We start from the raw sequence: 25,064 nt of genomic DNA on the forward strand, positions 1-25,064 counted from the left end.
AGCATTGATGCCCTGGGAGGCTCACGATGCCCAGGGATCGTCCACCAGTTCCCGGACGTCGTAGGCGGCAAGGCTGGCCTGATGGAGGGCCGCGTCGGCGCGGAAAAGGTCGCGTGTGATGCCCTGCACCAGCCGGGGCACACCGAACTTCATCCCACTGATCGAAGCTCCCGACAGCCCCATGGACGGTGTCGCCCCAAACGTGAAGTTATGCAGGTTCTTCAGGAACGGCGCGGTTCCCGGCACCTTCTCGATGAACTGGAAGGCGGAACCCAGATAGGGGTGCGCCGTCAGTTTCGGGTGCGCCAGTTCGGGCGGTGGCGTGTAGCGGTCGCGCCACAACGCTATGTGCTGGCTGAATCCGGCAAGTTCCGGACGGCGCGCCAGATCGACTTCGGTCCCGGTGCAGACGAGCACGAAGTCGAACTCGTGGCGGCCATCCGGAGTCTTCGCCCACACCCGCCCCGCCTCCATTCCCGCCTCGATCCAGGGCGATCCCAGGTGCAGGCGGAAATTGGGGAAGCGGCGAACCCGGTCGAGCGTGTCGCGCGGCGGCGGCTGGTTGAACGAGTAGACCTTGACCATCGCTTCCCAGCGCTGGACGTCGTTGAGGTCGGCAAAGTGATGCAGGAAGCCGCTGAACTCCATCCAGCGGAAAGGATTGATCGCCGGGATCGACTGGCGCCGGGCGAACAGCGAGACCTCGGTCGCCCCATGCTCCAGGGCCGTGGCGGCATTGTCGAAGGCCGACGCGCCGGCTCCCAGCACACCGATCTTCTTGCCTGCCAGGTCGTTGAAATCGAGTGGTTGGGCCGTGTGGGCATAGCGGTCGCGCGGCAGTTTTTCCTCGACCAGCGGCGGGATCGACCAGCGCCCGCTGCCTTCCGTACCGGTCGCAAGCACCACCTTCCGGGCATAGCGGGTTTCTTCGCCACCGCCGTCCGTCGGCATCAGCGTGACCTCGAACAGGTCGTCGACCGGGACGATCCGGGTCAGCCGGATCTCGTTCCGGACCGGCAGTTTGAGCACGCTCCGGTACCACCCGATGTAGTCGTGCCATGTTTCCCGCGGTATCTTGTCCAGCCTGTCCCAGGCTTCGGCGCCGTATTTTGCCTCATACCACGCCCGAGGCGTCAGACTGGGAATCCCAAGATCCGGACCCGTCAGATATTTGGGAGTCCTCAAGGTCATCATGCGGGCGAAGTTGGTCCAGGGACCTTCCTCGCCTTGCTTCCGCTGATCGATCAGCATGATGTTGCCGACACTCTCGCGCAGCAGGTGAAAGGTTACGGCCAGCCCTCCCTGGCCGGCGCCGACGATCAGGACATCGAGTACCGGCTCGTCCCGGTATCGGCGTGCGGGGACCCAGGAGCGGGCCGGATAGTCGGTAATGGACAAGTCACGTGCGATGCGCGTCTCCAGATCGCGAAGGCTGCTCAAAATCAATGCTCCGGCAAATATTATAAATCTTATCGTTCCCCAGCAAAATTATGAGATATCTTACTCCAGTCAATTGGTCGAACCGCCGCACAGAGACCGAACATCCTGGTATATGAACATAGGTTCGGCAGATGCTCTTAAGTGCGCCACGGTGAAAGCCGGCCTGATCAGTTCGATATCATACGGTTCCTGGTCCGGTTCAGGACGTGCAGCGGATTGCAGGCTATCGCCATTCCCGCGGCAATCGTCGCCTTGACGTATCGCCGTTCCGCAAGATGCACGGCGGTGCTCCGGTAGCTGTTTCTGCCGAGTCCGCCAAGGCCCCGCGCAAGACGCCGCAGGACCGGCTGCTCGTTCAGGGATCGCTGGTATTCGTCGATCGTCAGGTCGCGGCCTTGCAGTCGCGCCTGGTTCCGCGCCGAAAGGAAAGCGAATACCCGCTCCTGCAATCCGTATCGGGTCGAGCTGATGCTGCTGCCATGGACCCGGTACAGGGCCAAGTCGTGCGAAATGGTCCGGACGGGACCACGTTCCGCCAAGCCGTTCATCAGCTCGACATCGTCAGCCCCGTCCATGGACGGGCTGTAGCCGCCCAGTTGCAGTGCCAGATCGCGGCGGAACAGGCAGGTCGGGCTGATGACATAGATGACCTTGCCCCTTGCGCGGAAGTCCCGGAACTCCTCCGCCGACTGCGGGCCGCTCTGGATGCGGTGCATCGGACGGCCCCGGCGGTCAATCGTGATCGCCCGGCCTCCCCACAGCAGCACGTCAGGGTTCTCGCGCGCCGCGGCGATGAGCCGGGCTAACCGATCGGGAAGTGAAATGTCGTCGGCGTCCATACGGGCGACCCAAGGGCGAGTCGCTGCCCGCAGGCAGCGGTTGCCGTTCTCCGGTGCACCGACGTTCTCACCGGACAACACGCGGATACGCCCGTCTCGTGCCGCGTAGAAGCGTGCGATCCCCAGGGTGCCGTCGCTCGAACCGTCGTCCGAGATGATAAGCTCGAAATCGGAGAAAGTCTGGCCGAGCACGCTCTCTATGGCGGCAGCGATGAAGTCTTCCGAATTGTAGGCCGGCATTATGACGCTGATCATGGGGAACCTCGATGCATCGGATGTCGATACGCGTTGGTCGTCCCTGTCAGCAATGGCCGTGCCGCACTGAGCTACAGGCGCTTTTTTGTCTCCGTCCCGGCGTTCGCATCGATGGACGAGGTGCGACGCATGGTCCGGGGGCGGACCGGCATCCCGCAGTGCAAAATAATGCGGCGTCATTCACGCCCGGAGATCCGCCCCATGGCCGAAGTTCTGTTCTTTCAAAAGTTCAACGATCCTGCCAACTCGAAGCAGAAGGCCCAGCTCGTAGCCGCAGGCCACACCGTCGTCGCCCGCGACCTGCTATCGGAACCGTGGACGCCGGAAACCCTGCGCCCCTGGTTCGAGGACCGCCCGGTCGAAGACTGGTTCAACCGCTTCGCTCCCGCCGTGCGCGGCAAGACCATCTTCCCGGGCGAACTGGACGAGACGGCGGCCCTGGCCGCCATGATCGCCGATCCCGAACTGATCCGGCGTCCGCTGATCCAGGTCGGGAACAAGCGCGCCGTCGGGTTCGATCCGACCAGCCTGAACTCCTGGATCAACCTCGTTCCGGTTTCCGACGGCCTGTCCTGCGAGGACAAGCACGCCCAGGGCCGGTGCGACCATGGCCACGGCCATCATCACCACTGACGCTTGCGAGCCGGCTCCCGGATCGGCGCTCGCCGGCATGGCGAAGCCGGTCCGGGCCTGTCGCATCAGCGCCGCAGGCGCGCATCCAGGCGAGCCATCAAGCCGTCAAGCTCGACATGGTCGTCGCGGTTCAGCTTCGGCCCCGGTGCCCGCACCGTCGCCGACCCGATGACTCCGCGCCGGCGCAGGATTTCCTTGCGGATCGCGAGACCGATGCCGGCCTGCTGTTCGTGCCGGACGACCGGCAGGTAGACGTCGAACAGGTCTTCCGCTCCCTCGGCATCGCCGTCGAAGAAGCGCCGGCAGACTTCCACCAGCATCTCCGGATAGGCGAAGCCGGTCATGGCGCCGTCGGCGCCGCGACGGAGTTCCTGCGGTAGGTGCAAGCCGCCGTTGCTGACAAGGATGCTGATGCGCCGGCCGCCCTGGTCCGGCCACGCCCGGATCTGGGTCAGCTTCCGAAGGCCCGGCGCCTCTTCGTGCTTCAGCATCACGATCTGCGGGTGGTCGTCGAATACCCGTCGCAGCGTTGGTACCGATACCGGCACCCCGGTAACCTGCGGATAGTCCTGGAACACGACAGGCACGTCGGGGCCGAGAATGCGCAATGTCTCCGCGAAGTAGTTGACGACCTGCTCTTCGGTCTTCAGACCGCCGAGCGGGGCGATCATGACGCCGGCGGCGCCGGCATCCATGGCCGAATGAGCGAAGGCCGCGAGGTTGTTGGTGCCGGGATTGCTGACGCCGACGATGACCGGGATCTTGCCGGCTGTCCTGGCGAACACCCGTTTCATGAAGCTCTGCTGTTCGTCAGGGGTCAGCTTTGGAGCCTCCCCCATGATGCCCAGGATCGTCATGCCGTTGACGCCGGACTCCAGGTAGAAGTCAACCATGCGGTCGGTGCTCGCCAGATCCAGCGCGCCGTCGTCCTCGAACGGCGTCGCGGCGATGATGTAGACGCCGCGGACGTGCTCGTTAAGCTTCTCGGTCATGATTATTCCTCCGGTCCCTCTCGTTTGGGCCGCAGCTTAGGCATCGCCGGGCGGTCGCGAAAGTCCTTAGAGTGGAGAGGATGACAGGAATGCCCGGAGCAGATGGTTGACGTCCTCCGGCTCCTCGTGCTGCAACCAATGGGTGGCATTGGGGAAACGGAACAGCCGACCCTGGTCGCATCTCCGCAGCGCCGCCAGGGCAAGCGGAAATTCCAGCGCCGTGTCGCGCTCTCCCCACAGGATCATCGTCGGCACCCGCACCCGCTCCGACCGCAGCTTGCGGCGTTTTCGCAGCGCCCGGTACCAGTTGATCATGGCGGTCAAGGCACCCGGTCGCGACCACGCCTCCTGGTAATGATCCAGGTCGTGCCTGCTGAAGGCGTCGCCCCGGCTGGTTCCGGTCAGCAGACGCCGCGCCATGCGGTAACCGCCGGCCCGAAGCAGCGCTTCCGGCAAGCCGGGTATCTGGAAGAACAGGATGTACCAGCTCCGCAGCATCTGGGTCGGATGGGTCATGGCATAGCGGGTCATGGTGGCCGGGTGCGGCGCATTGAGGATCGCCAGCCGCTCGATCCGGTCGGGATCGCGCAGCGCCAGCCACCATGCGACGATGCCGCCCCAGTCGTGCCCGACCAGCGAGAAGGTGCGATACCCCGCCGATTCGGCCAGCCGCAGGACGTCGTCGGCCAGCGCGTCGATATCGTAGTTCTCCAGCCCGACGGGCTTGTCGCTCAGGTTGTAGCCGAGCTGGTCCGGCACCAGGACGCGCCAACCGTCATCTGCCAGCGGACCGACCTGGTTACGCCAGGCATATGAGAATTCGGGAAAGCCATGGAGCAGGATGACGAGAGGACCGTCCACCGGTCCTTCATCGATTGCCGCCAGACGGCGGCCGCTGTTACCGCTTCTGATCATCGTCCGACCGGCTGGTGTTGTCGGGCTTGCTGTCGGAAGGCCTGCTATCGGGGGTGCCGCCCTCGCCGGTCCAGTCGTCGGTGATCATGGACTGCGCTTCGCTGATTTCCTCCAACTCCTCGCGGGAAGGCGGACGGGGGATACGCGGCGTCTTCGGGGTGTCGGCAGCCGGGCTGTCATTCTCGGGCATCGGTGTTCCTCCATCTGGTTCACCCAGGAGAAACACCGTTCAGCCCGGATTGTCCCCGGCCTCGTTCCTCAACTCAGCGATACGTCCAGGTACAGCATGATGACGAAACCCAGCATGAGGCCGACACTGGCCGCTTTCTCTAGCCCTGCGCGGTGCGTTTCCGGGATGATCTCGTTGCTGACGACGAAGATCATGGCTCCGGCCGCGAAGGCAAGTCCCCACGGCAGCAGCGGTGCGGCCATCGAAACGGCGATGACGCCGACCAGGGCGCCCAGCGGTTCGACCAGCCCGGTCGCCAGTGCGATGCCCACCGCCTTGGGGCGGCTGTAGCCCACGCCGTACAAAGCCACCGCCACGGCCAGTCCCTCCGGCATGTTCTGGAGTCCGATGCCGAAGGCGAGGGGATAGCCGGTAGCGGTGTCGCCCGTCCCGAACCCGACTCCGACCGCCAGTCCTTCGGGAATGTTGTGCAGCGTGATGGCGATGACGAACAGCCAGATCCGGCGCAGGCTGTCCGCCTGCGGTCCCCGGCGGCCATTTTCGAAATGTTCGTGCGGCATCAGCAGGTCCAGCGCCCATAGGCAGGTAGCACCCAACAGGATGCCGGCTCCGACCACCGCCGGCCCGGCGCCCGTCTCAAGCGCCGGAAGGATCAGGGAAAAGAAGGAGGCGGCCAGCATCACCCCGGCAGCAAAGCCGAGCAGAGCGTTCTGTATGCGTTTGGAAACGCTGCGCACCAGCAGCAGGGGAACGGCACCAAGGCCGGTTGCGGCACCAGCCGCGAGGCTGGCTAAAAAGCCGGTAAGCAGTATCGACACGCGTTATCCGTCATTGGTCGGCGTTGGCCGGGAGGTAAGCACCGTTCGGTGTGGTGGCGGGACTGGATATGGTGCTGTCGGCGGGAATGACGAAGGCGAATGTGGCGCCGTGGCCGATAGAGCTTTCGACCCAGATCCTGCCCCCCAGATGCTCTACGATGCGCTTGCAGATCGCCAGGCCCAGGCCGGTTCCCTGCGGCTTGTCCGTCATCGTGTTGCCGACCTGACGGAACTTGTCGAACACGATCTCCGCATCATTGGGCGTTAGGCCGGGGCCGTTGTCGCTGACTGCTACCTTCACGCCATCGCCTGAATGCTCGACGCTGACGACCACGCGCCCTGATCCGCCAGGGGTGAACTTGGCCGCATTGGATAGAAGGTTCATCGCGACCTGTGTAAGCCTGTCATGATCACCCCGCACTCCTGGCACCGTATCGGGGATATGCGCTTCCAGCGCGATCCCCTTGTCCTTGAACACCTGCGCGGTGGTCGCGGTTGCTTCACGGACGATTTCTCCCAGATCGACCGTTTCGATGTTCCAGTCGATCTCGCCCGCCTCGATCTTCGCCATGTCCAGGACCTGATTGATCAGCCGGGTCAGGCGCTCGCTCTCCTTGATGATTAGGTGAAGGAACTCCCGCGCCTGATCCGGCTCGATATCGGGATTGTCGTGCAGGATTTCCGCGAAAGCGCGGATAGAGGTCAGCGGCGTCCGCAGCTCGTGCGTCACGGTCGACAGGAAGTCGTCCTTCAGCCGGTCCAGCTCCAGTAGCTTCTCGTTGGCCGCGCGCAGCGCGACCGAGGTGCGCTCCAGTTCGGCCGACTTCTGCTCGAGCTGGCGGCTGTATTCGAGTACCTGGCTGGTCTCGTCCAGCATCCTCAGCAGTTCGGGCATGGTGACTTCGCCGCCCCTGACGGCCGAGGCGAGCGCCACCCGCGCCGATGCCGCGCCGATGGCGCCCGCCATCAGCCGCTCGCCGAAGCGTACCAGTTCCGCGCTGGCCTGGCGGTCGCGCCGCAGATCCACCGAGCCGCCGCGCGCCAGCCCGGCAAAGGCCTGTTCCGCCCGCTGAGGCCCCAGGAAACGGCCGACCAGCGCAATAAGCTCACCGACCGTCGTGCTGCCGCGCCATGACGACGAGGCCGCGGTCGCCCGCTCCGTCATCCGAAACACGTCGACGAAGGCATTGGCCTGGACCCGCTCGCCGACGCTGGGGCGGTCGAACAGCGATACCGCGACATAGAGCCCGACATTCAGCGCCATGCTCCAGAACAGCGCGTGCGACAGCGGGTCCAGGCCTTGCAGGCCGAACAGCGCATAGGGTCGCAGCAGCTCCATTCCGCCGGGGCCGTCGGACAGGAAGCCGGGATCGAGCCAGCCGGAGCGGGCGAACGACGGCAGCAGGAGCGTATAGGTCCAGGCCGATATCCCCGCGATCAACCCGGATAGGGCGCCCCGCCGCGTTCCGCCGCTCCAGAAGATGCCGCCGATCAGGGCGGGCGCGAACTGCGCCACGGCGGCGAAGGAGATCAGGCCGATGGCGCCCAGGGCATAGGCGCTGCCGGCGAACCGGAAATAGCCGTAGCCCATCAGCAGGATAGTCAGGATGGCGGTCCGCCGGATCGTCAGCAGGAGCCGGGTCAGGTCGGGGTGGCGGTCCAGCTTCAGCAGGTTGAGACGCAGCAGCGCCGGGATGACCAGATCGTTCGAGACCATCGTGCTCAGCGCAACCGTCTCGACGATGATCATGCTGGTCGCCGCCGAAAGCCCGCCGATGAAGGCGAACAGCGCCAGGGCCTTCCAGCCCTGCGACAGCGGCAACGCCAGGACGAACATATCAGGGTCGACGGAGCCGGCGGGGAAGAGCATCAGGCCAGCGACTGCGACCGGCAGCACGAACAGGTTGATCAGCAGCATGTAGAGCGGAAACAGCCACAGCGCCCGGCGCAGATGCGACTCGCGGACGTTCTCCACTATCATCAGCTGGAACTGGCGGGGCAGGCAGACGATGGCCGCCATCGACAGCAGCGTCACGGTGATCCAGCTTCCGTCGCCCAGCGCCGGTTCGGCCGTCAGCAGTCGGGCGACGGCGGGGTTGGAAGCCGTGCGTTCGAACAGGTCCCCGAAGCCGTCATGGATGCCCCAGACCACCATGACCCCGACCGCCAGGAACGACAGCAGCTTGACGACGCTTTCGAACGCGACGGCGGCAACCATGCCCTGGTGGTGCTCGGCGGCATCGATGCTGCGCGTGCCGAAGACGATGGCGAAGGCCGCCATCAGCAAGGCCACGTAGAACGCCTTATCTCCGAGGATCGCCGCGTGCGGTCCCGTTCCCAGCCCGGTCGGGTCGGTCCCGGCCAGCAGGTCGAAGCTGATGGATACCGCCTTCAACTGAAGCGCTATATAGGGCGTCACGCCGAACACCGCGATCGCGGCGACCATGCCGCCCAGTAGTTGGCTCTTGCCGTAGCGCGCGGCGATGAAGTCGGCGATGGATGTGCTGCGCTGGCGTTTGGCGATCCGCAGGATCTTGGCGATCACGAGATAGCCCAGCGTCATGACCAGCGTCGGTCCGAGATAGACCGGAAGGAAGCCGATCCCCAGCGTCGATGCCCGCCCGACGCTGCCATAGAAGGTCCAGGTGGTGCAGAATACGCCCAGCGACAGCGCATAGACATAGGGTGTCGCGATCACGCTCCGTCCCCGGTCGGCCAGCCGGTCGGCCCCCCAGGCGATGGCGAACAGCAGGAACAGGTAGGCGAAGGACGTGGCGGCGACGAGCGATGCGGGCATCAGCCTTGTCCTTCGTCGGCGGGCCGCTCGTCACCCGGCTGACGCTCGACCGCCAGGGCCAGCAGGGCGATGACGGCCAGCCAGACGCCGAAGATGTAGAGCATCAGCGCCGGCCAGCCGAACAGGAAACCGGGTGCGCCGAAGGCCTGGAGCAGCGGCGGATTGAACAATACCAGGGCAAGCAGGAACAGCGCGATCAGACGGTCGCCGCGAGGCGGTCTGTCGCGCCGCCCGGTCAAAACGCCCGTTCCCGCGCGTGAAGTTCGACAAGGATGTTGGCGCTGCAGATGGCATCGTCCAGCGTGACGAAGCCCTGGTCGCGCAGCATGTCGACGAAGCGCAGGAAGATCGCCGCCGTGAGCAGGCTGTCGCCGAGGGCGGTATGGCGATCGACCACCTGTATGCCAAGCCGCTTCGCGATGCCGTCCAGCGTATGGTCGGCGTTTTCGCCCTGAAGCTGCCGCGACAGCAGCATCGTATCGAGCACCGGGTTGTCGAACTTAACGCCGCTGATCTTCTCCTTCATCTTCAGGAACTTGAGATCGAAAGCCGCATTGTGGGCGACCAGTACAGATCCGGTGACGAAGGAGTGGAACAGCGGCAGCACGACCGATGCCTTGGGCTTGTCCCGCACCATGTCGTCGGTGACGCCGTGGAACTGGATGGACTCCGGCGGTATCGGGCGCCCCGGATCGACGAGCTGGCTGAAGGTCTCGCCCGTCAGGATTCGCCCGTTGACGATCCGGACGCCGGCGATCTGGATGATCTCGTCGCCGTCCGACGGACGCAACCCAGTGGTTTCGGTGTCGAACACGACGAAACTCAGGCGGTCGAGCGGCGTCTGGCCGAGTTCGGCCGTGGCGATCGGCTGGTGCAGCAGGGAAAAGTCGAAGAAGTCAGGGCGCGCCGAAGGAGCGATGTGGTCGGTATGCCCGTGGAGCTGTTCGGAAGGCGGCACCGGCACCCGCATCCGGGCATGGCCCGGCCGGGTCGTCTCGCACCATAGCTCGCTGCGGTGATGCTGGAGCACGTCGCTGACGGTCAGGCCGCCGAGTGCGTCCGGCAAAGGCTGCTCCATCCACTTGTCGATGACGGAAGACGCGACCGGCGAGCCCTCCCAGGAGATATCGACATAGACCCAGGGATCGCTCGCCTCCGCTGACATGTCGAAGCTCCGAACGCCCGTGACTTCGCCCAGGCGCTGTACCAGATGGTCGAGCATCACGACGAGGCTGTAGCTGTCGGCGTGCAGCCACTGCGGCAGCCCGGTCAGGATGACCTTCGGTCCGCCGCTCGTGTTCGTCCTGGTGATAACCAGGTTGATCAGGTTGCCGCTGTGGATATCGTTCATCGGCCACGCGCCGGTGATGATGCTGCGGTAGTCTTCTGTGATCCGTTCGAGCCTTTGGGAAAGACCGCCGCACTCGTTTAGGATCACTTGTTCGAATGCCTGGCGGGAATCATTGTCCAGATCGGGGTTGTCGGTCAGCGTCTCCACGGCGGCGCGGAGGTTGGCGATCGGCTGGCGGAAGCCTTCCGTGGCGGCGCGCAGGACGGCGTCGCGCTTGCCGAGCACGGCCAGTTCCGCCGTTATGTCCTCGAACGTCACGACGTAGCCGTTGATGCCGTCATCCTCCTGCAGGATCAGGTTCATCCGGCCTTCCAGCAGGTAACGGCCGTCGGTCGTAGCACCCACGAACTGGGCAGCCGTGCCGTGCGGGTGGGTGAGGTGCCGGCCTTCCTTGACGCGCAGCGTCAGGCGTTCCAGCGTGTGCAGGACGGGCGCCTTGGTGATCACCTGAAGCAGGCTGCGCCCGATGCCAAGCTCGCCGGTCAGGTGCAGCAGGGTCAGCGCCGCCTGATTGTACAGCAGGATCTGATGATGCTGGTTGCAGACCAGAACACCTTCGTGCAGATCGCGCAACAGCGTCGAAAGACGGCTTTTCTGTTCCTCTACCTCGGCGGTGGAGGATGCGACCGCCCGGGCGATATCCGACTTCGCCAACGCCAGCTTCTCTCCCAGTTCGTTGATGGCCTGGGGCAGGGGAGTCAGTGCGCCATAGCGTTCAATCGGCACCCGCGCTGTCTCGGTGCCGTGCGCGATCACGCGCGTCTCTCCGGCCAGCGCATTCAATCCCCTCAGCAGGGAGCGGTCGACCAGCTGCCATAGGGCGAAGATGGCGGCGGCTACGATCGCCGTCGCCAATACGGCATAGGTCACCAGCGGATTGCCGGCTGTTCCGGCATTGCTCAGCAGCACGGCCAGCGCTGCGACCGCGAGTGCAGCAACGCCGCCAATCGATAGGAAAAGCGAGCCCAGCTTGCGGCGTGCGTCCATCTTGTCTCGTCTCCGCTTCCGGCGTCAGGAAACGGTCAGGTGCTTGCGCACGGTCGCGACCAGATCTCGGGTGGAAAAAGGTTTGGTGACGTAATCGGTGGCGCCGAGCGCCATCCCCTTCTGCCGCTCGACGTCCCGGCTCTTGGCTGTCAGCATGATGATCGGCAGGCTCGTCCAGCGAGGGTCTGCACGGATCGTCTGGCAGACGTCGTAACCGTCGCGGTGCGGCATCATGGCGTCGAGCAGCAGCAGATCCGGGGCGGACTGCTCGACCGCTTGCAACACTTCCTCGCCGTTATGGGCGAGACGAACTTCGAACCCGGCTTTCTGCAATAGGAACTGCAACGATAACAGGATGCTGGGTTCGTCGTCGGCAACCAGAATGGATTGAGTCATGGGGCAGGATTCCTCCGGCGTCCAACCCTCCCGGTAGAGGGTTGTTTATTTTTAGTTGTGCTCTACACCGATGGAATTGAATGTAACTGCCGCCCCATGTCACGATCAACATAAACCACAAGAAAATTATGATTTATCGGACCTTTATGACATTACCGCGAAGATTTGCCGCACTCATCAGTTCGGTCGAAGCAGTCACCGCCTGTGCTTCCGTCTGATAGCGCCCGACGCGGACAACCTTCCAGACTTGTCCGCTGCCGTTGGTCCAGTCGACCACGAAGGCTTCCCAACCCTTGGTCCCGAGACTCCGTTGAAGGCTCGCCGCATTGGCTGGGTCCTGGAAGCTGCCGACCTGGATCGTGAAGTAGGGGCCGGAGACGATCGGTGCCGCTGGCGGAACGGATTCCGCCATCCTGTCGGACGGGAGAGGTGCCGCATCATGCGGAGGCGCAGGGAGCGACGCGGACGGCGCTGGAGCCGAAGGTGCTCGGGTCACCAGGGCGCTGAGCGCGGCAATCCCGGGGTCGATGTCTTCCTCGGCGGGCTTGTCCAATGGAGGGGTCAGTGGAATCGCGGGTACCGCCGGTGCAGGCGGTTCTGGTTCCCGTATCATTTCCGCGACGGGAGCGGCGACGGGGGGCGAAGCTTCCGCCAGGGCCGGAGGAGCCTCCGGTATGGCCGGCAGTGACTCCACCACGGGCGGCGGCGCGGGAGGAGACGGAGGAGGCGCTTCGGAAGCCGGTGGCGGAGTATCGGGCTGCTGCTCGGCCTGTCCCGCCGTCGGCGGCTGTGCCGGTTCCGGTTCCGCCGCAGCTGCCACGGGCGGCTCTGCCGACGGCGGAGAAACGCTTGGTGGCGCTGGCGATGGTGACGGTGGTGTTGCAGCGGGCGGTGTTGCGGCCGGCGTCTGCGGCAGCGGCGGAAGGGGCGGCAGGATGGACTCGGAAGCCGGCAACTCCGGCAGGGTGGTCGCCTGCCGCGTCGATGCAGGCGGCTGCACCTGGGCCGGAGTCTGTGCCGCTTCCCGGATCGGCCTTTGCGGAGGAGCCAGCATGATGGTGCTGAGCCAGGCGCCGGCTGCAAAGGTCAGGACCAGGCCGGTGGCCATGGCTACGGACTTCAGGTTCATTTTTCTTGTCCGGGCTTCAGCGACAGACCTTCCAAGCCGGTTCCGTCTGGCTGGGTATGCCTGATGCAGATAGACACGCAGGTCTTAAGGTTGCGTGAATACAAACAGACTTACCGGGCGGCGCAGGGTGCGCCGCCCGGTGATCCCTGTCGCTTCGATGTCCCGCCAGTCCGCCGCGTGAACGCACGCGGCGGAGTCGAGATTCAGGCGCGGTGAACGGTATCGCGCGGCAGCTCGGCCGGCTTGACCACCGGCGTCGCCTGGACTTCCGGGGTATCCTCCTCCCGCAGGCCGTTGCGGAACTGCTTCATCCCGCGGGCGATGTCGCCCATCGCCTGGGGGATGCGCTTGGTGCCGAACAGCAGAACGACAGCTGCCAGGACGATGATCCAGTGGAAAAGGCTGAACGAACCCATATGCTTGTCTCCAGTCCGTGACGACGTTGGCGCCGGCGCCCGGTTGCGCTTTTGATGATGTGGTAAGCCGCAGCGGATACGGAAAGGGTTGAAGGCTCCACATCGGCAACACGCCGTGTCATGGCCCGACCCCTCATCCCAGACAACCTCCCTCCCGCTGCAAACAGGACTTGCGGCGGGCACTATAAGATGACTCGAGGTTCGGTGATAGGGGTAGGATGGATCGGAGGCTAATGAAATTGTCAGGGGTTGGACCCGGCAGGAACTACTTGGATGGAATGTTCCTTGCCGTCCGATCCGAAACAAGCTGATCCAGCACGTAGGCCATTCCCATCGCCACCGAGAACGTCGGGTCCTCGTAGGTGATCCTCGCGCCGACCTCACGGCAGATGATGCGGCTGTTGTGGACCGCGGTATAGATGCTGGCGGATTGGTTCTTGCCGTTCATTCGTGACTTTCCCCTGGTCGTTCGTTCTTCCATCGCCCGAATGCGGGGCGGCTGGCAAAACGATAGGGGCATAGGACAAGTCATGAAAAGCAAAAAGGATTTGACGAAACGTCAAGGGATCCCTTGACGATCAATCCGTCAATGCATGCTCTCCAGCTCCTGGCGGCTCTGCTCGCCGGGCAGCTTGCCCAGGATGATCATCCCCAGGACCTCGTCCTTGGTGACGTCGGATGTATTGCAGGTGCCGACCAGCTTGCCGTTCTTCATGACGCTGACCCGGTCCGACAGGTCAAAGACGTCGTGCAGGTCGTGGCTGATCAGGAAGATACCGATACCTTCCTTCTTCAACTGCTTGATCAGCTCGGCGACCTGACGGGTTTCCTGCGGTCCCAGCGCCGCAGTCGGCTCGTCCATGATGAGGATCTTCGCGTTGAAGTGCAGGGCGCGGGCGATCGCGACCGACTGCCGCTGGCCGCCCGACAGGTTCTTGACCGGCTCCTTGATCTTGCGGAAGTTGGGGTTGAGCCTGCCCATGACATCGCGGGTCGCGCGCTCCATCGCGTCGTCGTCCAGCGTCCCGTAGGGCGTCATCAACTCCCGGCCAAGGAACAGGTTGCCCGGTGCGTCGATGTTGTCGGCTAGCGCCAGCGTCTGGTAGATGGTCTCGATCCCCAGCGCCTTGGCGTCGCGCGGGCTGCGGATATCCACCTTCTCGCCGTTGATCAGGATGTCGCCGGAATTCGCCTGATAGGCGCCGGACAGGATCTTGATGAGGGTCGATTTGCCGGCGCCGTTGTGTCCGAGCAGTCCGACGACCTCGCCGGGATGAAGATCGATGGTCACGCCGTCCACCGCCTTGACACCGCCGAACTGGATGGAAATGTCCCGCATCTCCACGAGCGGAACGCCCTTGGACGGATTGCTTGCCGACATCGGTCTTCTCCCCGGTAGCTTGTCATATTGGCCTAGCCTGGCTCCAGGGCAGGCCCATAGTGTCCATCGAATTCTTGGAGGTTTCGCCAAGGGCGCTCCGCACTGGAGCGTGGCGTTCCGCCGTCAGCGCCGCCGCCGTTGATAGACGGTATCCAGCCAGACCGCCGATATCAGCACCAGCCCGATCACGACCGGCTGCATCGGGGTCGAGATGTTCAGCAGGATCATGCCGCTTTGCAGGCTCTGCATGATCAGGGCGCCCAGGATGGCGCCGGCGATCGTGCCGACCCCGCCCGACAGCGAAGTTCCGCCGATCACGGCCGCCGCGATGACGGACAGCTCCAGCAGCGACCCGGTGGAGTTGAGGCCCGCGTTCAGCCGAGCGGTCTGGATCGCGCCGGCTATGGCCGACAGCACCCCCATCATCACGAAGATCATCACGGTGACCTTGCGGACATTGATGCCTCCAAGTTCCGCCGCCTCCGGGTTGCCACCGATCGCGAAGACGTATCGGCCGAACTTCGTCACCTTGGTCAGGGCCGACATGCCGACCGCGACGACGATCAGGATCAGCACCGGGATCGGGATTCCCTGCGGGATCTGGGTGCGCGGCCGGTAGTACGAGTTCATCACCTGGACGAAGCCGACGATCACCGCGACCGAGACGACCAAGACCAGCGCCTCCGCCCAAAGCGGACGGACCGGGAAGTTGTAGCGGTTGCGCCGCTGGCGGGTCCGGAACGCCTTGATCACGACGGCGGCGATGAACAGGACCCCGACCACCCAGCTCCAGAACTCGCCGATCGATCCGTCCAGGCCGCCGCCCAGGAGCTGGAAGTTTGGGTCCATCGGAGCGACAGTACGTCCCTCCGTGATCCACCAAGCCAATCCCCGGAAGATCAGCAGCCCGCCCAGCGTCACGATGAAGGCGGGGACCGCCCGATAGGCCACCCACCAGCCCTGGAAAGCTCCGATCGCCGCTCCCAGAACCAGCCCCAGGACCAGCGACAGCAGCCAGTTCCAGGACGTCCCGATCGGCAGGATCTCGACCTGGAGCACGGCCATCGCCATGCCGACGAACCCCAGCACGGAGCCGACCGACAGGTCGATGTGGCGAGCCACGATCACCAGCACCATGCCGGTCGCCATGATGCCGACGACGCTGGTCTGGACCGACAGGTTCCAGAGATTGCGCGCGGTCAGGAAGATGCCGCCGGTCAGCAGGTCCAGCCCGACCCAGATCACCACCAGCGCCGCCGCCATCGCAAGCAGCCGTGTGTCGATCTCGAGCGCGTCGATCAGGCCGCGGGCGCCCTGCGGTCGCGCGGCGCCCGGCGTTTCAACGGCAGTCGTCATTCTCGCGACTCCTTCGGCGAGCTTTCTACTGGCAGGCCTTGGGGGCCTTGGCCTTGTCGACGCCCTGGCAGACCACGTCCTTCTTCACCCAGCCGGCATCGACGACGAGGTTCAGGTTGTCCTGCGTGATCGGGACTGGCGTCAGGAAGATGGCGTCGAGCGGGACGCGCTTGGCGCCTTCGGACCACTTGGTCGCGCCCTTGATCTTGGCCGGCTCCGTTCCCTTGGCCATCTCCACGGCGATTTCCGCCGCGTTCTTGCCCAGTTCCCGCGCGTCCTTCCAGACGCTGACGGTTTGAAGTCCGCGCGCCACCCGGTTGAGCGCGGCTTGGTCGGCGTCCTGGCCGGAAACTGGAATGCCCTGAAGTCCTTGTGCGGAAAGCGCCGCGATGGCGCCGCCGGCGGTGCCGTCGTTGGAGGCGACGACCGCATCGACCTTGTTGTTGTTGGCGGTCAGGATCTGTTCCATGTTCCGCTGGGCGTTCTCGGGCAGCCAGCCGTCGGTGTACTGCTCGCCTACCACCTTGATGTCGCCCTTGTCGATCGAGGGCTTCAGCACTTCGACCTGTCCGGCATGGAGGAAATCGGCGTTGGGGTCGGCGGCGCTCCCCTTGATGAAGACGTAGTTGCCCTTGGGCTGGACCTTGAGGATCTGGCGGGCCTGGATGCGGCCGACTTCCTTGTTGTCGAAGGTCAGGTAGAAGACGCCGGGCGCTTCGATCAGGCGGTCGTAGCCGACGACCGGGATGCCCTCGGCGGTCGCCTTGGCGATGGCCGGCATGATCGCGTTGTTGTCCTGCGCCAGCACGATCAGCGCCGTCGCCCCGCGTGAGATCAGGCTTTCCACGTCGGCAAGCTGCTTGGACGGCGAGCTTTGGGCATCGGCGCTGATGTAGTCGGCGCCCAATTCGGTCAAGCGCGCTTTGATCGCGGCCTCGTCGGTCTTCCAGCGCTCTTCCTGGAAATTGGACCAGCTTACTCCGACGACGGTTTTCTGTGCCATGGCGCTGGTCGCGACAGTCATGGCCAGCACGGCGCCCAGGCCTGCCAGGGCATGCTTGATGGGAATCATTGAGTTCCGCCTCCCCAAAGGTTCATTCTTGTTGGCCCGGCTTGTGCCTGGGCATGTTTCCTGAAGCGCCTTGAGACTTCGCCCGGGCCTCCAGACGATGCGGCAAACCAGCATTGCTTCGAATTGCCGCAGCGGAACGATGCCACGGCCCATCGGCCAAATCAATTGAGCTGACCGGAGTGTTTGGCCTTAATTTGACATTCTAACGAAAAACGCCCTCTCCCGCGGTAACGGGAGAGGGCGTGCCGGCCGGAAAGAACCGGGTCGGGGCCTTACTTGGCGTCCGCGGCGACCTGCATCTTGATGATGCGGTCGGGCTCTGTTACCGAACCGTTGCGGGACGGCGATCCCTTCTTGATCATGTCGACGAAGTCCATGCCTTCGACGACCTGACCCCAGACGGTGTACTGACGGTCGAGGTGCGGCGCCGGGGCGAACATGATGTAGAACTGGCTGTCGGCGCTGTTCGGGTCCTGCGCGCGCGCCATCGAGGTGGTGCCCCGGACGTGCTTGTAGTTGGAGAACTCGGCCTTCAGCTTCTGGCCGGAGCCGCCCATGCCGGTACCCTGCGGGTCGCCGGTCTGGGCCATGAAGCCGTCGATCACGCGGTGGAACACGAGACCATCGTAGAAGCCCTGACGGGTCAGTTCCTTGATCCGCGCCACGTGGTTGGGGGCCAGATCGGGCTTCAGCTCGATCACGACTCGACCGTCTTTCAGGTCGAGATACAGGGTGTTTTCAAGATCCAAGGCAGAAGCCTCCCCACTCCAGAGAAAAGCGCCCATCAGGGTCGCCATGATCAAAGTCTTCAACCAACGCATCGTTGCTTCCATACAGCAGGTCGGTGAAGCGGCGACCATAGTGGATGCGGTGCCGGGTTTAAAGCGCGGGCGAACGGGCGGGCATTATCTTTCCGGTGGAACCGCACGTCGAAAGGTCAGCTTGCCCGCGCCAGCGTGCGGGATCCGGCCAGCCATTCCGCCAGTTTCGATGCCCCCTCCGGCGGTACGTGAAGACCGAGCTTGGTCCGGCGCCACAGGATATCGTCGGCGGTGTTCGCCCATTCCTCGCGGACCAGCCAGTCGACTTCCCGTTCGTAAAGCCCGCCGCCGAAATCGATGCCCATGTCGGAAAGCTTGGTGGATGGCCCCACGATCCGCTCCGCCAGGGTTCCGTAGAGCCGGCATAGCCGCTGGGCGACGTCTTCGGGCAGCCATGGGTGGCGCGCCTTGAAGGCGGCGGCGAAGGGCTCGAACCGGTGGCTCGCCATGTCGCCGCCCGGCAGCGCCGCGTCGGCGGTCCAAGATGGTTTCAGGTCCGGAACGAAGCGTTTCAGCTTGTCCATCGCGTGCTCGGCAAGCCGGCGGTAGGTCGTGATCTTGCCGCCATAGATCGACAGCAGCGGCGCTTCGCCCGGGTTCCCCGCAAGGTCGAAGACATAGTCGCGGGTCACCGCCGACGGGTTGGCCGCACTGTCGTCGTCATAGAGCGGCCGCACGCCGGAGTAGCTGCGGACGACATCGGCCGGTCCGATCTGCTTCGCAAAGTACCGGTTGACCGCATCGCACAGGTAGTCGGTCTCCTCCGGCGTGATCCTGACGTCGGTGGCGTCGCCCTCGAAGGGAATGTCGGTCGTACCGATCAGCGTGAAGCGATGCTCGTAGGGAATCGCGAAGATCACGCGGCGGTCGGTGTTCTGGAGGATATAGGCGTGGTCCCCGTCGAACAGGCGGGGAACGACGATGTGGCTTCCCTTGACCAGCCGCATGTGGGCGGAGCCGGATTGCCCGGCTACGCCGTGAAGCACCCGCTCGACCCACGGGCCGGCGGCATTGACTAGGATTCGAGCCCTCACGACCCGCTCGGCGCCGGTGGCGAGATCCTTCAGCTTGGCAGTCCAGCGATCGCCTTCCCGTCGGGCTTCGGTGCAGCGGGTTCTCAGCAGGATTTCCGCGCCGCGAACCCGTGCGTCCATCGCGTTCAGTACGACAAGCCGCGAGTCCTCGACCCAGCAGTCGGAATAGGCGAAGCCCCGGGTAAGCTCCGGCTTGAGCGGAGCGCCTTCCACCCAGTCGGTCCGGAAGCTCAAGCTCTTGGTGCCGGGCAGGCTGCGCTTGCCGCCGATATGGTCGTACAGGAACAACCCCAGGCGGATCATCCAGGCCGGCCGGAGGAGCTTGTTGTGGGGGAGCACGAACCGCATCGGCCAGATGATGTGCGGCGCATTGCGCAGAAGCACCTCGCGCTCGGCCAGCGCTTCCCGCACCAGCCGGAACTCGTACTGCTCCAGGTAGCGCAATCCACCGTGGATCAGCTTGCTGCTGGAGGAAGACGTGGCGCTGGCAAGGTCGGCCTGTTCGCACAGGACGACGGAGAGTCCCCGGCCGGCCGCATCGCGCGCGATCCCGGCACCGTTGATGCCGCCGCCGATCACCAGCATATCCACCGTTCCATCCTCCGCGGACATCCCCACCTCCAAGCCATGATATGTTCGAATACGAACATAATATCGCTTCCGCATTTTCGCAAACGAACATTCCGAAATGTCCTTTTTCTGCCACGAGAAGGTGGAAGGGTGGTTCGATCGACGGTTATCCTTGAGATGGAGGTAGGAGCAGCTATGGCGCGCCGCTGGGTATGGGGTCTTCTGATAGCGACAGGTGCCGGACTCGCCGGCATCGCCATCCTTCCGGCCATCATCGAGTGGCAGGGAACGAGGCTGATCCGCGAGTCGCTTTCGCCGACCGCGCACCTCGACGTCGTCCATCTCGGGCTGGGCGGCAGTACGTTCAGCATCGGCGAGGAGGGACCAGAGGGACGCCGGATCGGTCGGATCGACCTTGCCTATTCCATCGGACAGGGCGTTTCCGCGCGGCTGGACCTCGATATCCCGGTCGCCGGCCTGTTGCCGGACGGCGTCGACGCTCCCGATGCCGTTCTGAAAACGGCAGGCGCGGTCGAGCCACTGGAAGGATGGCGCTGGCGCTTCGTTCCCGACGACTGCGTGACTTTGACTGCCAGGCGTATCGTGCTGGGGAACGCCACGGTTACCCGTCCCGAGTCGCTCTGTTTGAAGCCCGTTCCGAGTCGCGACTTCCTGGTGTTCGACCTCGCCGAGGGATGGCATACGGCCTTTCAGGCGCGGAGCGTCACGCTCGCTGCAGAGATGCCTGACTTGAAGATCGTCGGCAGTCTGCCCGAAGCGACCGTCGAAGCGACGTTCACCATCGGCGGCGACTTGACCGCGCTGGACGCCGGCTGGCGCAAAGCCAAGGTCAACCTTCCCGGCCGGGAGATCGCCGGCGACGGCTTCAGTGGAAACCTGTCGATTGATGGGGCGGTCGACCGGCCCCTGAAAGCTGATTACGCTATCGCAACGATCGCCAGCGGACATGATCCCGCCTTCTTTGCTCCGATGAAGCTGAGCGGGACTGCCGATGGGTCCCTCGACAGGGAGATCGCCTTCGATGCGCTTCTGACGGACCGCTCCGGAAAGGTGTCGATGGCGCTCAAGGGTCGGCACGACCTGTCCACCGGGGCCGGGCAGGCGGGACTTCGATTGAAGCCGACGCTGTTCGGCGCGGAAGCAGCCCAGTTCGCGGCGTTGTTTCCCGTAACCAGGCAATGGATCGGCGAATTCGCCGGCACGGTCGGCATCAGGGCACGGACCGCTTGGGGGCAGGGGGCGGGCCCTGGAAAAGCTGAAATCCTGCTGAAGGACCTCGCCATCGACGCTGGGGCGGTGACCGCCCAGGGCATCAACGCGGTGGTGACGGCGGACAGGCTGTCGCCCCTTCGCCTACCGGACGGCCAGACGATCTCCGTTGCCCTGATGGATGCCGGCGTCCCGCTGACCGATGGCGAGATCCGGTTCGGCGTCCGGGGCGACCGGCTTTCCGTTGCGAAGGCGGAATGGAACTGGGCGGGCGGGAAACTGAGAGCCGCTCCTTTCGAAGTTGGAATGGGTGACGACGACCGGACCATCGTGCTGGAAGCGCAGGACGTCGATCTGCGCCAGCTCCTTTCCCTCGCGGCGGTGGACGGTCTCTCCGCGTCCGGCACCCTTCGCGGCAGCCTGCCCGTGCATCTGTCGCCGGATGCGGTTTCGATCGAGAACGGCCGCCTGGAAACGACCGGACCCGGCATCTTGCGCTACGATCCGGACGATCCCCCATCCTTCCTTGCCGGCGATCCCGGCAGCAGCACCGACATGCTGCTCCAGGCGCTGACCGACTTCCGGTATGAGGGAATCTCCCTCTCGGTCGATGGTCAGGCCGGAGGCGAAATGACTCTGTCCTTCGCCATACGAGGCTCTAATCCGTCATTCTACGATGGTCATCCGGTCGCCCTTAATCTAAACGTCGGCGGCGCGCTCGATACGATCCTTCGGCGCGGAATAGCCACCTACCGGATTCCCTCGGCCGTTCGCCAACGGATGATGGAGTTCCAGGACCAGGACAAATGACCGGAACCATCCCCGCGCACAGGGGCGCATCGCCGAGAACCGCCACGGGGCGCCTGAACCTGATCTCGATCTTTATGGTGGCCCTCCCGATCGTCGCATGCAGCCCGACCGTGAAGGTCGAGGCTCCCGACAAGCCGATCGAGATCAACCTGAACATCAAGATCGAGCAGGAAGTCCGGATCAGGGTCGAGCGCGATCTGGAAAAGGTCTTCGCCGAAGACCCCGAACTGTTCGGAACCGCCGGAGGCCCTAGGAAATGACACGCTTGTCGATGGTTTTGGCCCTGGCGCTCGGGATCTGCCTGTCGGCTCCGGCGCCGTCCTATGCCCAGGCATCCCTTGACGCCGCCAAGCAGTCCGGTCTGATCGGTGAACGTCCCGACGGCCTCGTCGGTTTCGTTGCCGATACGGTTCCTGCCGCCCTCCGCGCCCAGGTCGAGCAGGTCAACGCCCAACGGATGCAGCGCTACGATCAGGTGGCCCGGTCCAACGGCGCACCTGTCGATGGCGTCCAGGCGATGGCGGGCCGCCAGCTGATCGACCGGACGCCAGCCGGGCAGTACGTGCTGTCGCCCTCGGGCCGCTGGGTGAAGAAGTAGCTCGGCCCCGGATCCATGAAGGCGGTTTCGATGGACCGTTGTTCTTTGCCATCGGACTGTGATAATCTTTTGGGGTAGATATCCTCCGTTGGGCTGATCCTTGCGCCGGTGGAGGGCTTCGCTCCAGAAGGGAGTTCCTGCCGTGGTCGCGATCACCAGTTTCCAGTCGATGTTCCAGACGACCAGTACGGCCAAGGCCGCTACGACGTCCGCTGCTTCGTCCACATCGACCGCCGCGTCGAGTTCCACTGCCGTCGCACCGACGCAGCGGGCGGCCGGTGCGTCCGGCGCGATCAAGCTGGAGTTCACTGCCGGCCAGCCCCGAACGGCGGACAGCGTACGCGATCAGTTGCGCGGCAAGATCGATCAGGCTCTCGGCGGCATCTATAAGGACAAGGACCAGCGGGCAAAGGCGACGGACGAGTCGATGAAGTCGCTGGCTCCGCAGATCGAGAAGGCCGCCGCGTCCAAGGACGTGTCCGGCATCGAGATCCGAGCGACCACGGTCGAGCAGACCGTAGGATCGGCCACCAATATCCGCGGGCTCGGCGTCGAAGTCGGCCTCGTCCGCGACAAGAAGGTGTCCTCCGCCGATACCACCGTCCTCGACTATCAGGGCAAGTCTGCAGGGCTCACCGGTGCCGAAACGGCCAAGGGGCTCGCCAAGGGCACTTACAGCCACCAGGGCGAAGCGTCGTCCGCCAGTGCGACCGAAGCCGGCTCGGCGGCCTTGTCCAAGGCGCGCAATGCGCTCTCCAAGGTCCAGCAGACGACGGACGCCCTCCGGGCCTACCGCAATGGCGACACGTCTCAGCTCGATGCCCTGCGGGCGCAGATGCAGGGCGGCGGATCCGCCACTCAGACGCAGCCGTCCACGATGGACCCGACATCCGCCCTGATGAGCAAGGACGCCAATGTCCGCAAGGCGGCGCTCAGCCAGATGACGCAGGTCTACAAGGTGAACTACCGCTAGGCGGCAACTCCGCCTCTGGTCAGTTCCATCGCCGATGGCTATGTCTCGCGTTCGTCGCAGCACGGGTGCGACGCACAGCCATCAGCCGGGGATCTTCATGACCGCTCTGATTCTGCCGCATCACGGCAAGTCGCCCATCATCCATGACAGCGCCTTCATAGCGGACACCGCCGTCGTCATCGGCGACGTGGAGATCGGCGCCGACTCCAGCATCTGGTTCGGCACGGTCGTCAGGGGCGATGTCAACGTCGTCCGGATCGGAGCCAGGACCAACATCCAGGATGGCGTCGTGATCCACGTGGCATCGCGCGGGCAGGGGACGTTCATCGGCGACGACATCACGATCGGGCACATGGCCCTGCTGCACGCCTGCACGCTGGAGAGCGGCTGCTTCGTCGGCATGAAGGCCTGCCTGATGGATGGCGCCTATGTAGAATCCGGCGCCATGGTCGCGGCCGGTGCCCTCGTCACGCCCGGAAAGCGCGTCAGACGTGGTGAGCTTTGGGCCGGAACGCCAGCTCGCCCGATGCGCGGTTTGACCACGGAAGAGATAGGGTTCTTTCCCCGCTCCGCAGCCCAGTATGTCGAGTTGGCCGCGACATATCGGGCTCCCTGAAGCCCTATCCCGTCTCAATCCCTCTCCAACCATGGTAATAAACTTTTTAACCGAATAGGCCTAATCCTTCGTGTCCGCGCATCTGCGTTGAACGGACACGATGAACGACATTCTGAACCGCCAGCTTCTCAGCATCACCGGTCTCGTCCAGCTCGAGAAGCGCATCCGGCATGCCGCCACGCTGGAGGAGTTCGGCTTTCTCGTCGTCAACGAGACGCACGCCCTGATGCGCTACCGTCAGGCCGTCCTGTGGCGCCGCACCGCTTCATCGGGCGAAGGCAAAGTCGTCGCGATTTCCGGCATCGCCCTGCCGGATGCCGACGCACCTTTCCTGGTCTGGCTGCGCAAGGTGCTGAAAGCCGTCGGCGACAGCCGCGAGATCGAGCCGGTCGATGCGCATGGGATACCGCCCGGCCTGGCGGCCGAATGGGTGGATTGGCTGCCGCCCCATGCTCTTTGGGTTCCCCTCGACCGGTCGGACGAGGAGCGCCTGGGCGGCATGCTCCTTGTCCGGGACGAGCCGTGGACGGACCACGACCGACATCTCATCAGCTATCTCGGCGACGCTTATGCTCATTCCTGGTCGGCGCTTCGCGGCGGCCGCCGTGACCGTGCGAGCTGGCTGTTCAAGCGCAGGGGAAGACTTGGCTTCCTGGTGCTGGCGCTGCTGGCGGGTCTTGCCTGGCTGCCGATCCGCCAGTCCGTACTGGCGCCCGCCGAGGTCATTCCGAAGCAGCCCGTGCTGATCCGCGCCCCCATCGACGGGGTCGTCGACCGGGTCGAGGTTCTGCCCAACCAGCTCGTGACGGAAGGGCAGCTGCTGCTGACGCTCGATCCCGCCCGGCTTCCGAACCGCCTGGATGTCGCCCGCAAGGCGTTCGAGGTCGGCGAGGCGGAGTACCGTCAGGCGGCACAGCAGGCCCTGTTTGACCCGCGCAGCAAGGCGCAGCTCGCGATCCTCCAGGGGCGAATGGAACAGAGTGCCGCAGAAGTGACGTATCTGGAGGGGCTTCTTGCCCGGATCGAAGTCAGGTCGCCGCGCAACGGCATCGTCATCTTCGATGACGTCAACGACTGGATCGGAAAGCCGGTCTCCATCGGCGAACGCATCCTTATCGTCGCGGACCCGCGCGAAGCGGAAATGGAGATCCACGTCGCCGTCAGCGACGCGATCGCCGTAGCGGAAGGGAACGACGTCAGCCTGTTCCTCAACGTCGATCCCCAGAACCCGGTCACCGGCAAGCTCAGCTACGCCAGCTATCAGGCGAATCCCACTCCCGACGGATCGCTCGCCTATCGGTTGAAAGCCGATTTCGGAGACGAGGCGGCACCAGTCCGGATAGGCCTGAAAGGGGTCGCCAAGGTTTATGGCGAGCCGGCGACACTGTTCTATTACGTCATGCGCCGGCCCCTGGCCGGCCTCCGGCAGCGGCTGGGCCTCTAGC

General features: G+C 64.6%; 25 protein-coding genes. 7 read left to right on the forward strand and 18 right to left on the reverse strand.

Annotated features, from left to right (window positions below; genetic code table 11):
- Positions 1-21 precede the first annotated feature (21 nt).
- Together N826_RS01845 and N826_RS01850 are read right to left on the reverse strand one after the other, a co-directional pair.
- Positions 22-1,440 carry a SidA/IucD/PvdA family monooxygenase gene (locus N826_RS01845; RefSeq protein WP_244619385.1) on the reverse strand — a complete coding sequence of 473 codons (1,419 nt, stop codon included), beginning with the start codon at positions 1,438-1,440 and terminating at the stop codon, positions 22-24.
- A 167-nt stretch (positions 1,441-1,607) separates the two neighbouring features.
- Complete coding sequence (locus tag N826_RS01850) at positions 1,608-2,534, reverse strand: glycosyltransferase family 2 protein (protein WP_052830748.1); 927 nt, start codon at positions 2,532-2,534, stop codon at positions 1,608-1,610.
- A 201-nt stretch (positions 2,535-2,735) separates the two neighbouring features.
- Between N826_RS01850 and N826_RS01855 the strand changes: the two genes are divergently transcribed.
- The gene (locus tag N826_RS01855) at positions 2,736-3,167 is read left to right on the forward strand and encodes an ArsC/Spx/MgsR family protein (protein ID WP_044425591.1); all 432 of its coding nucleotides are present in this window, start codon (positions 2,736-2,738) and stop codon (positions 3,165-3,167) included.
- 65 nt (positions 3,168-3,232) lie between these two features.
- On the opposite strand, the gene N826_RS01860 is transcribed toward N826_RS01855, so the two are convergent.
- The 16 genes from N826_RS01860 to glpD form a co-directional block, all read right to left on the reverse strand.
- On the reverse strand, positions 3,233-4,159 hold the full coding sequence (locus N826_RS01860; RefSeq protein WP_044425592.1) for a dihydrodipicolinate synthase family protein: 927 nt from the start codon (positions 4,157-4,159) through the stop codon (positions 3,233-3,235).
- A 66-nt stretch (positions 4,160-4,225) separates the two neighbouring features.
- Positions 4,226-5,074 (reverse strand): alpha/beta fold hydrolase, encoded by an 849-nt coding sequence (locus N826_RS01865; RefSeq protein ID WP_044425593.1) that lies wholly within the window; start codon positions 5,072-5,074, stop codon positions 4,226-4,228.
- Complete coding sequence (locus N826_RS01870) at positions 5,058-5,264, reverse strand: hypothetical protein (protein WP_044425594.1); 207 nt, start codon at positions 5,262-5,264, stop codon at positions 5,058-5,060. The genes N826_RS01865 and N826_RS01870 overlap by 17 nt, the downstream gene beginning before the upstream one ends.
- Positions 5,265-5,332: 68 nt before the next feature.
- Positions 5,333-6,082, reverse strand: coding sequence for a ZIP family metal transporter (locus N826_RS01875; protein ID WP_044425595.1), 750 nt, complete (start codon positions 6,080-6,082; stop codon positions 5,333-5,335).
- Positions 6,083-6,092: 10 nt separating this feature from the next.
- Positions 6,093-8,879, reverse strand: coding sequence for a sensor histidine kinase (locus N826_RS01880; RefSeq protein ID WP_063772179.1), 2,787 nt, complete (start codon positions 8,877-8,879; stop codon positions 6,093-6,095).
- Positions 8,879-9,118 carry a hypothetical protein gene (locus tag N826_RS01885; RefSeq protein WP_044425597.1) on the reverse strand — a complete coding sequence of 80 codons (240 nt, stop codon included), beginning with the start codon at positions 9,116-9,118 and terminating at the stop codon, positions 8,879-8,881. Before N826_RS01885 ends, N826_RS01880 begins: the two co-directional genes overlap by 1 nt.
- Positions 9,115-11,217 (reverse strand): 3'-5' exonuclease, encoded by a 2,103-nt coding sequence (locus N826_RS01890; protein WP_044425598.1) that lies wholly within the window; start codon positions 11,215-11,217, stop codon positions 9,115-9,117. Before N826_RS01890 ends, N826_RS01885 begins: the two co-directional genes overlap by 4 nt.
- A gap of 24 nt (positions 11,218-11,241) precedes the next feature.
- Positions 11,242-11,613, reverse strand: a complete 372-nt coding sequence (locus N826_RS01895; RefSeq protein ID WP_044425599.1) for a response regulator transcription factor — start codon at positions 11,611-11,613, stop codon at positions 11,242-11,244.
- Positions 11,614-11,746: 133 nt separating this feature from the next.
- On the reverse strand, positions 11,747-12,742 hold the full coding sequence (locus N826_RS41460) for an SPOR domain-containing protein (RefSeq protein ID WP_084720414.1): 996 nt from the start codon (positions 12,740-12,742) through the stop codon (positions 11,747-11,749).
- Between the two features lie 203 nt (positions 12,743-12,945).
- Entirely contained in the window at positions 12,946-13,158 is a 213-nt protein-coding gene (tatA, locus tag N826_RS01910) for a twin-arginine translocase TatA/TatE family subunit (RefSeq protein WP_044425601.1), read from the reverse strand.
- Positions 13,159-13,423: 265 nt separating this feature from the next.
- Positions 13,424-13,606: a hypothetical protein gene (locus N826_RS01915; protein WP_044425602.1), complete on the reverse strand. Its 183-nt coding sequence runs from the start codon at positions 13,604-13,606 to the stop codon at positions 13,424-13,426.
- Between the two features lie 138 nt (positions 13,607-13,744).
- Positions 13,745-14,539: an ATP-binding cassette domain-containing protein gene (locus tag N826_RS01920; protein WP_044425603.1), complete on the reverse strand. Its 795-nt coding sequence runs from the start codon at positions 14,537-14,539 to the stop codon at positions 13,745-13,747.
- A 123-nt stretch (positions 14,540-14,662) separates the two neighbouring features.
- Entirely contained in the window at positions 14,663-15,895 is a 1,233-nt protein-coding gene (locus N826_RS01925; RefSeq protein ID WP_044425604.1) for a sugar ABC transporter permease, read from the reverse strand.
- 25 nt (positions 15,896-15,920) lie between these two features.
- Positions 15,921-16,967: a D-xylose ABC transporter substrate-binding protein gene (gene xylF / locus N826_RS01930; RefSeq protein ID WP_044425605.1), complete on the reverse strand. Its 1,047-nt coding sequence runs from the start codon at positions 16,965-16,967 to the stop codon at positions 15,921-15,923.
- Between the two features lie 272 nt (positions 16,968-17,239).
- Positions 17,240-17,788 (reverse strand): peptidylprolyl isomerase, encoded by a 549-nt coding sequence (locus N826_RS01935; RefSeq protein ID WP_084720415.1) that lies wholly within the window; start codon positions 17,786-17,788, stop codon positions 17,240-17,242.
- A gap of 116 nt (positions 17,789-17,904) precedes the next feature.
- On the reverse strand, positions 17,905-19,434 hold the full coding sequence (glpD, locus tag N826_RS01940; protein WP_044425606.1) for a glycerol-3-phosphate dehydrogenase: 1,530 nt from the start codon (positions 19,432-19,434) through the stop codon (positions 17,905-17,907).
- Positions 19,435-19,587: 153 nt separating this feature from the next.
- Here glpD and N826_RS01945 point away from each other — a divergent pair, with 153 nt between their 5' ends.
- The 6 genes from N826_RS01945 to N826_RS01970 all read left to right on the forward strand — a co-directional run bounded on the left by N826_RS01945 (position 19,588) and on the right by N826_RS01970 (position 25,063).
- Positions 19,588-21,432 (forward strand): intermembrane phospholipid transport YdbH family protein, encoded by a 1,845-nt coding sequence (locus N826_RS01945; RefSeq protein WP_044425607.1) that lies wholly within the window; start codon positions 19,588-19,590, stop codon positions 21,430-21,432.
- Positions 21,429-21,692 (forward strand): YnbE family lipoprotein, encoded by a 264-nt coding sequence (locus N826_RS01950; RefSeq protein WP_244619384.1) that lies wholly within the window; start codon positions 21,429-21,431, stop codon positions 21,690-21,692. Before N826_RS01945 ends, N826_RS01950 begins: the two co-directional genes overlap by 4 nt.
- A gap of 11 nt (positions 21,693-21,703) precedes the next feature.
- Positions 21,704-22,030: a YdbL family probable chaperone protein gene (locus tag N826_RS01955; protein WP_244619412.1), complete on the forward strand. Its 327-nt coding sequence runs from the start codon at positions 21,704-21,706 to the stop codon at positions 22,028-22,030.
- 142 nt (positions 22,031-22,172) lie between these two features.
- Positions 22,173-23,003 (forward strand): hypothetical protein, encoded by an 831-nt coding sequence (locus N826_RS01960; RefSeq protein WP_044425609.1) that lies wholly within the window; start codon positions 22,173-22,175, stop codon positions 23,001-23,003.
- A 97-nt stretch (positions 23,004-23,100) separates the two neighbouring features.
- Positions 23,101-23,619, forward strand: a complete 519-nt coding sequence (locus tag N826_RS01965) for a gamma carbonic anhydrase family protein (protein WP_044425610.1) — start codon at positions 23,101-23,103, stop codon at positions 23,617-23,619.
- Positions 23,620-23,719: 100 nt separating this feature from the next.
- Entirely contained in the window at positions 23,720-25,063 is a 1,344-nt protein-coding gene (locus N826_RS01970; protein ID WP_044425611.1) for an efflux RND transporter periplasmic adaptor subunit, read from the forward strand.
- Position 25,064 lies beyond the last annotated feature (1 nt).

This window comes from Skermanella aerolata KACC 11604, from assembly GCF_000936425.1.
Lineage (GTDB): Bacteria > Pseudomonadota > Alphaproteobacteria > Azospirillales > Azospirillaceae > Skermanella > Skermanella aerolata.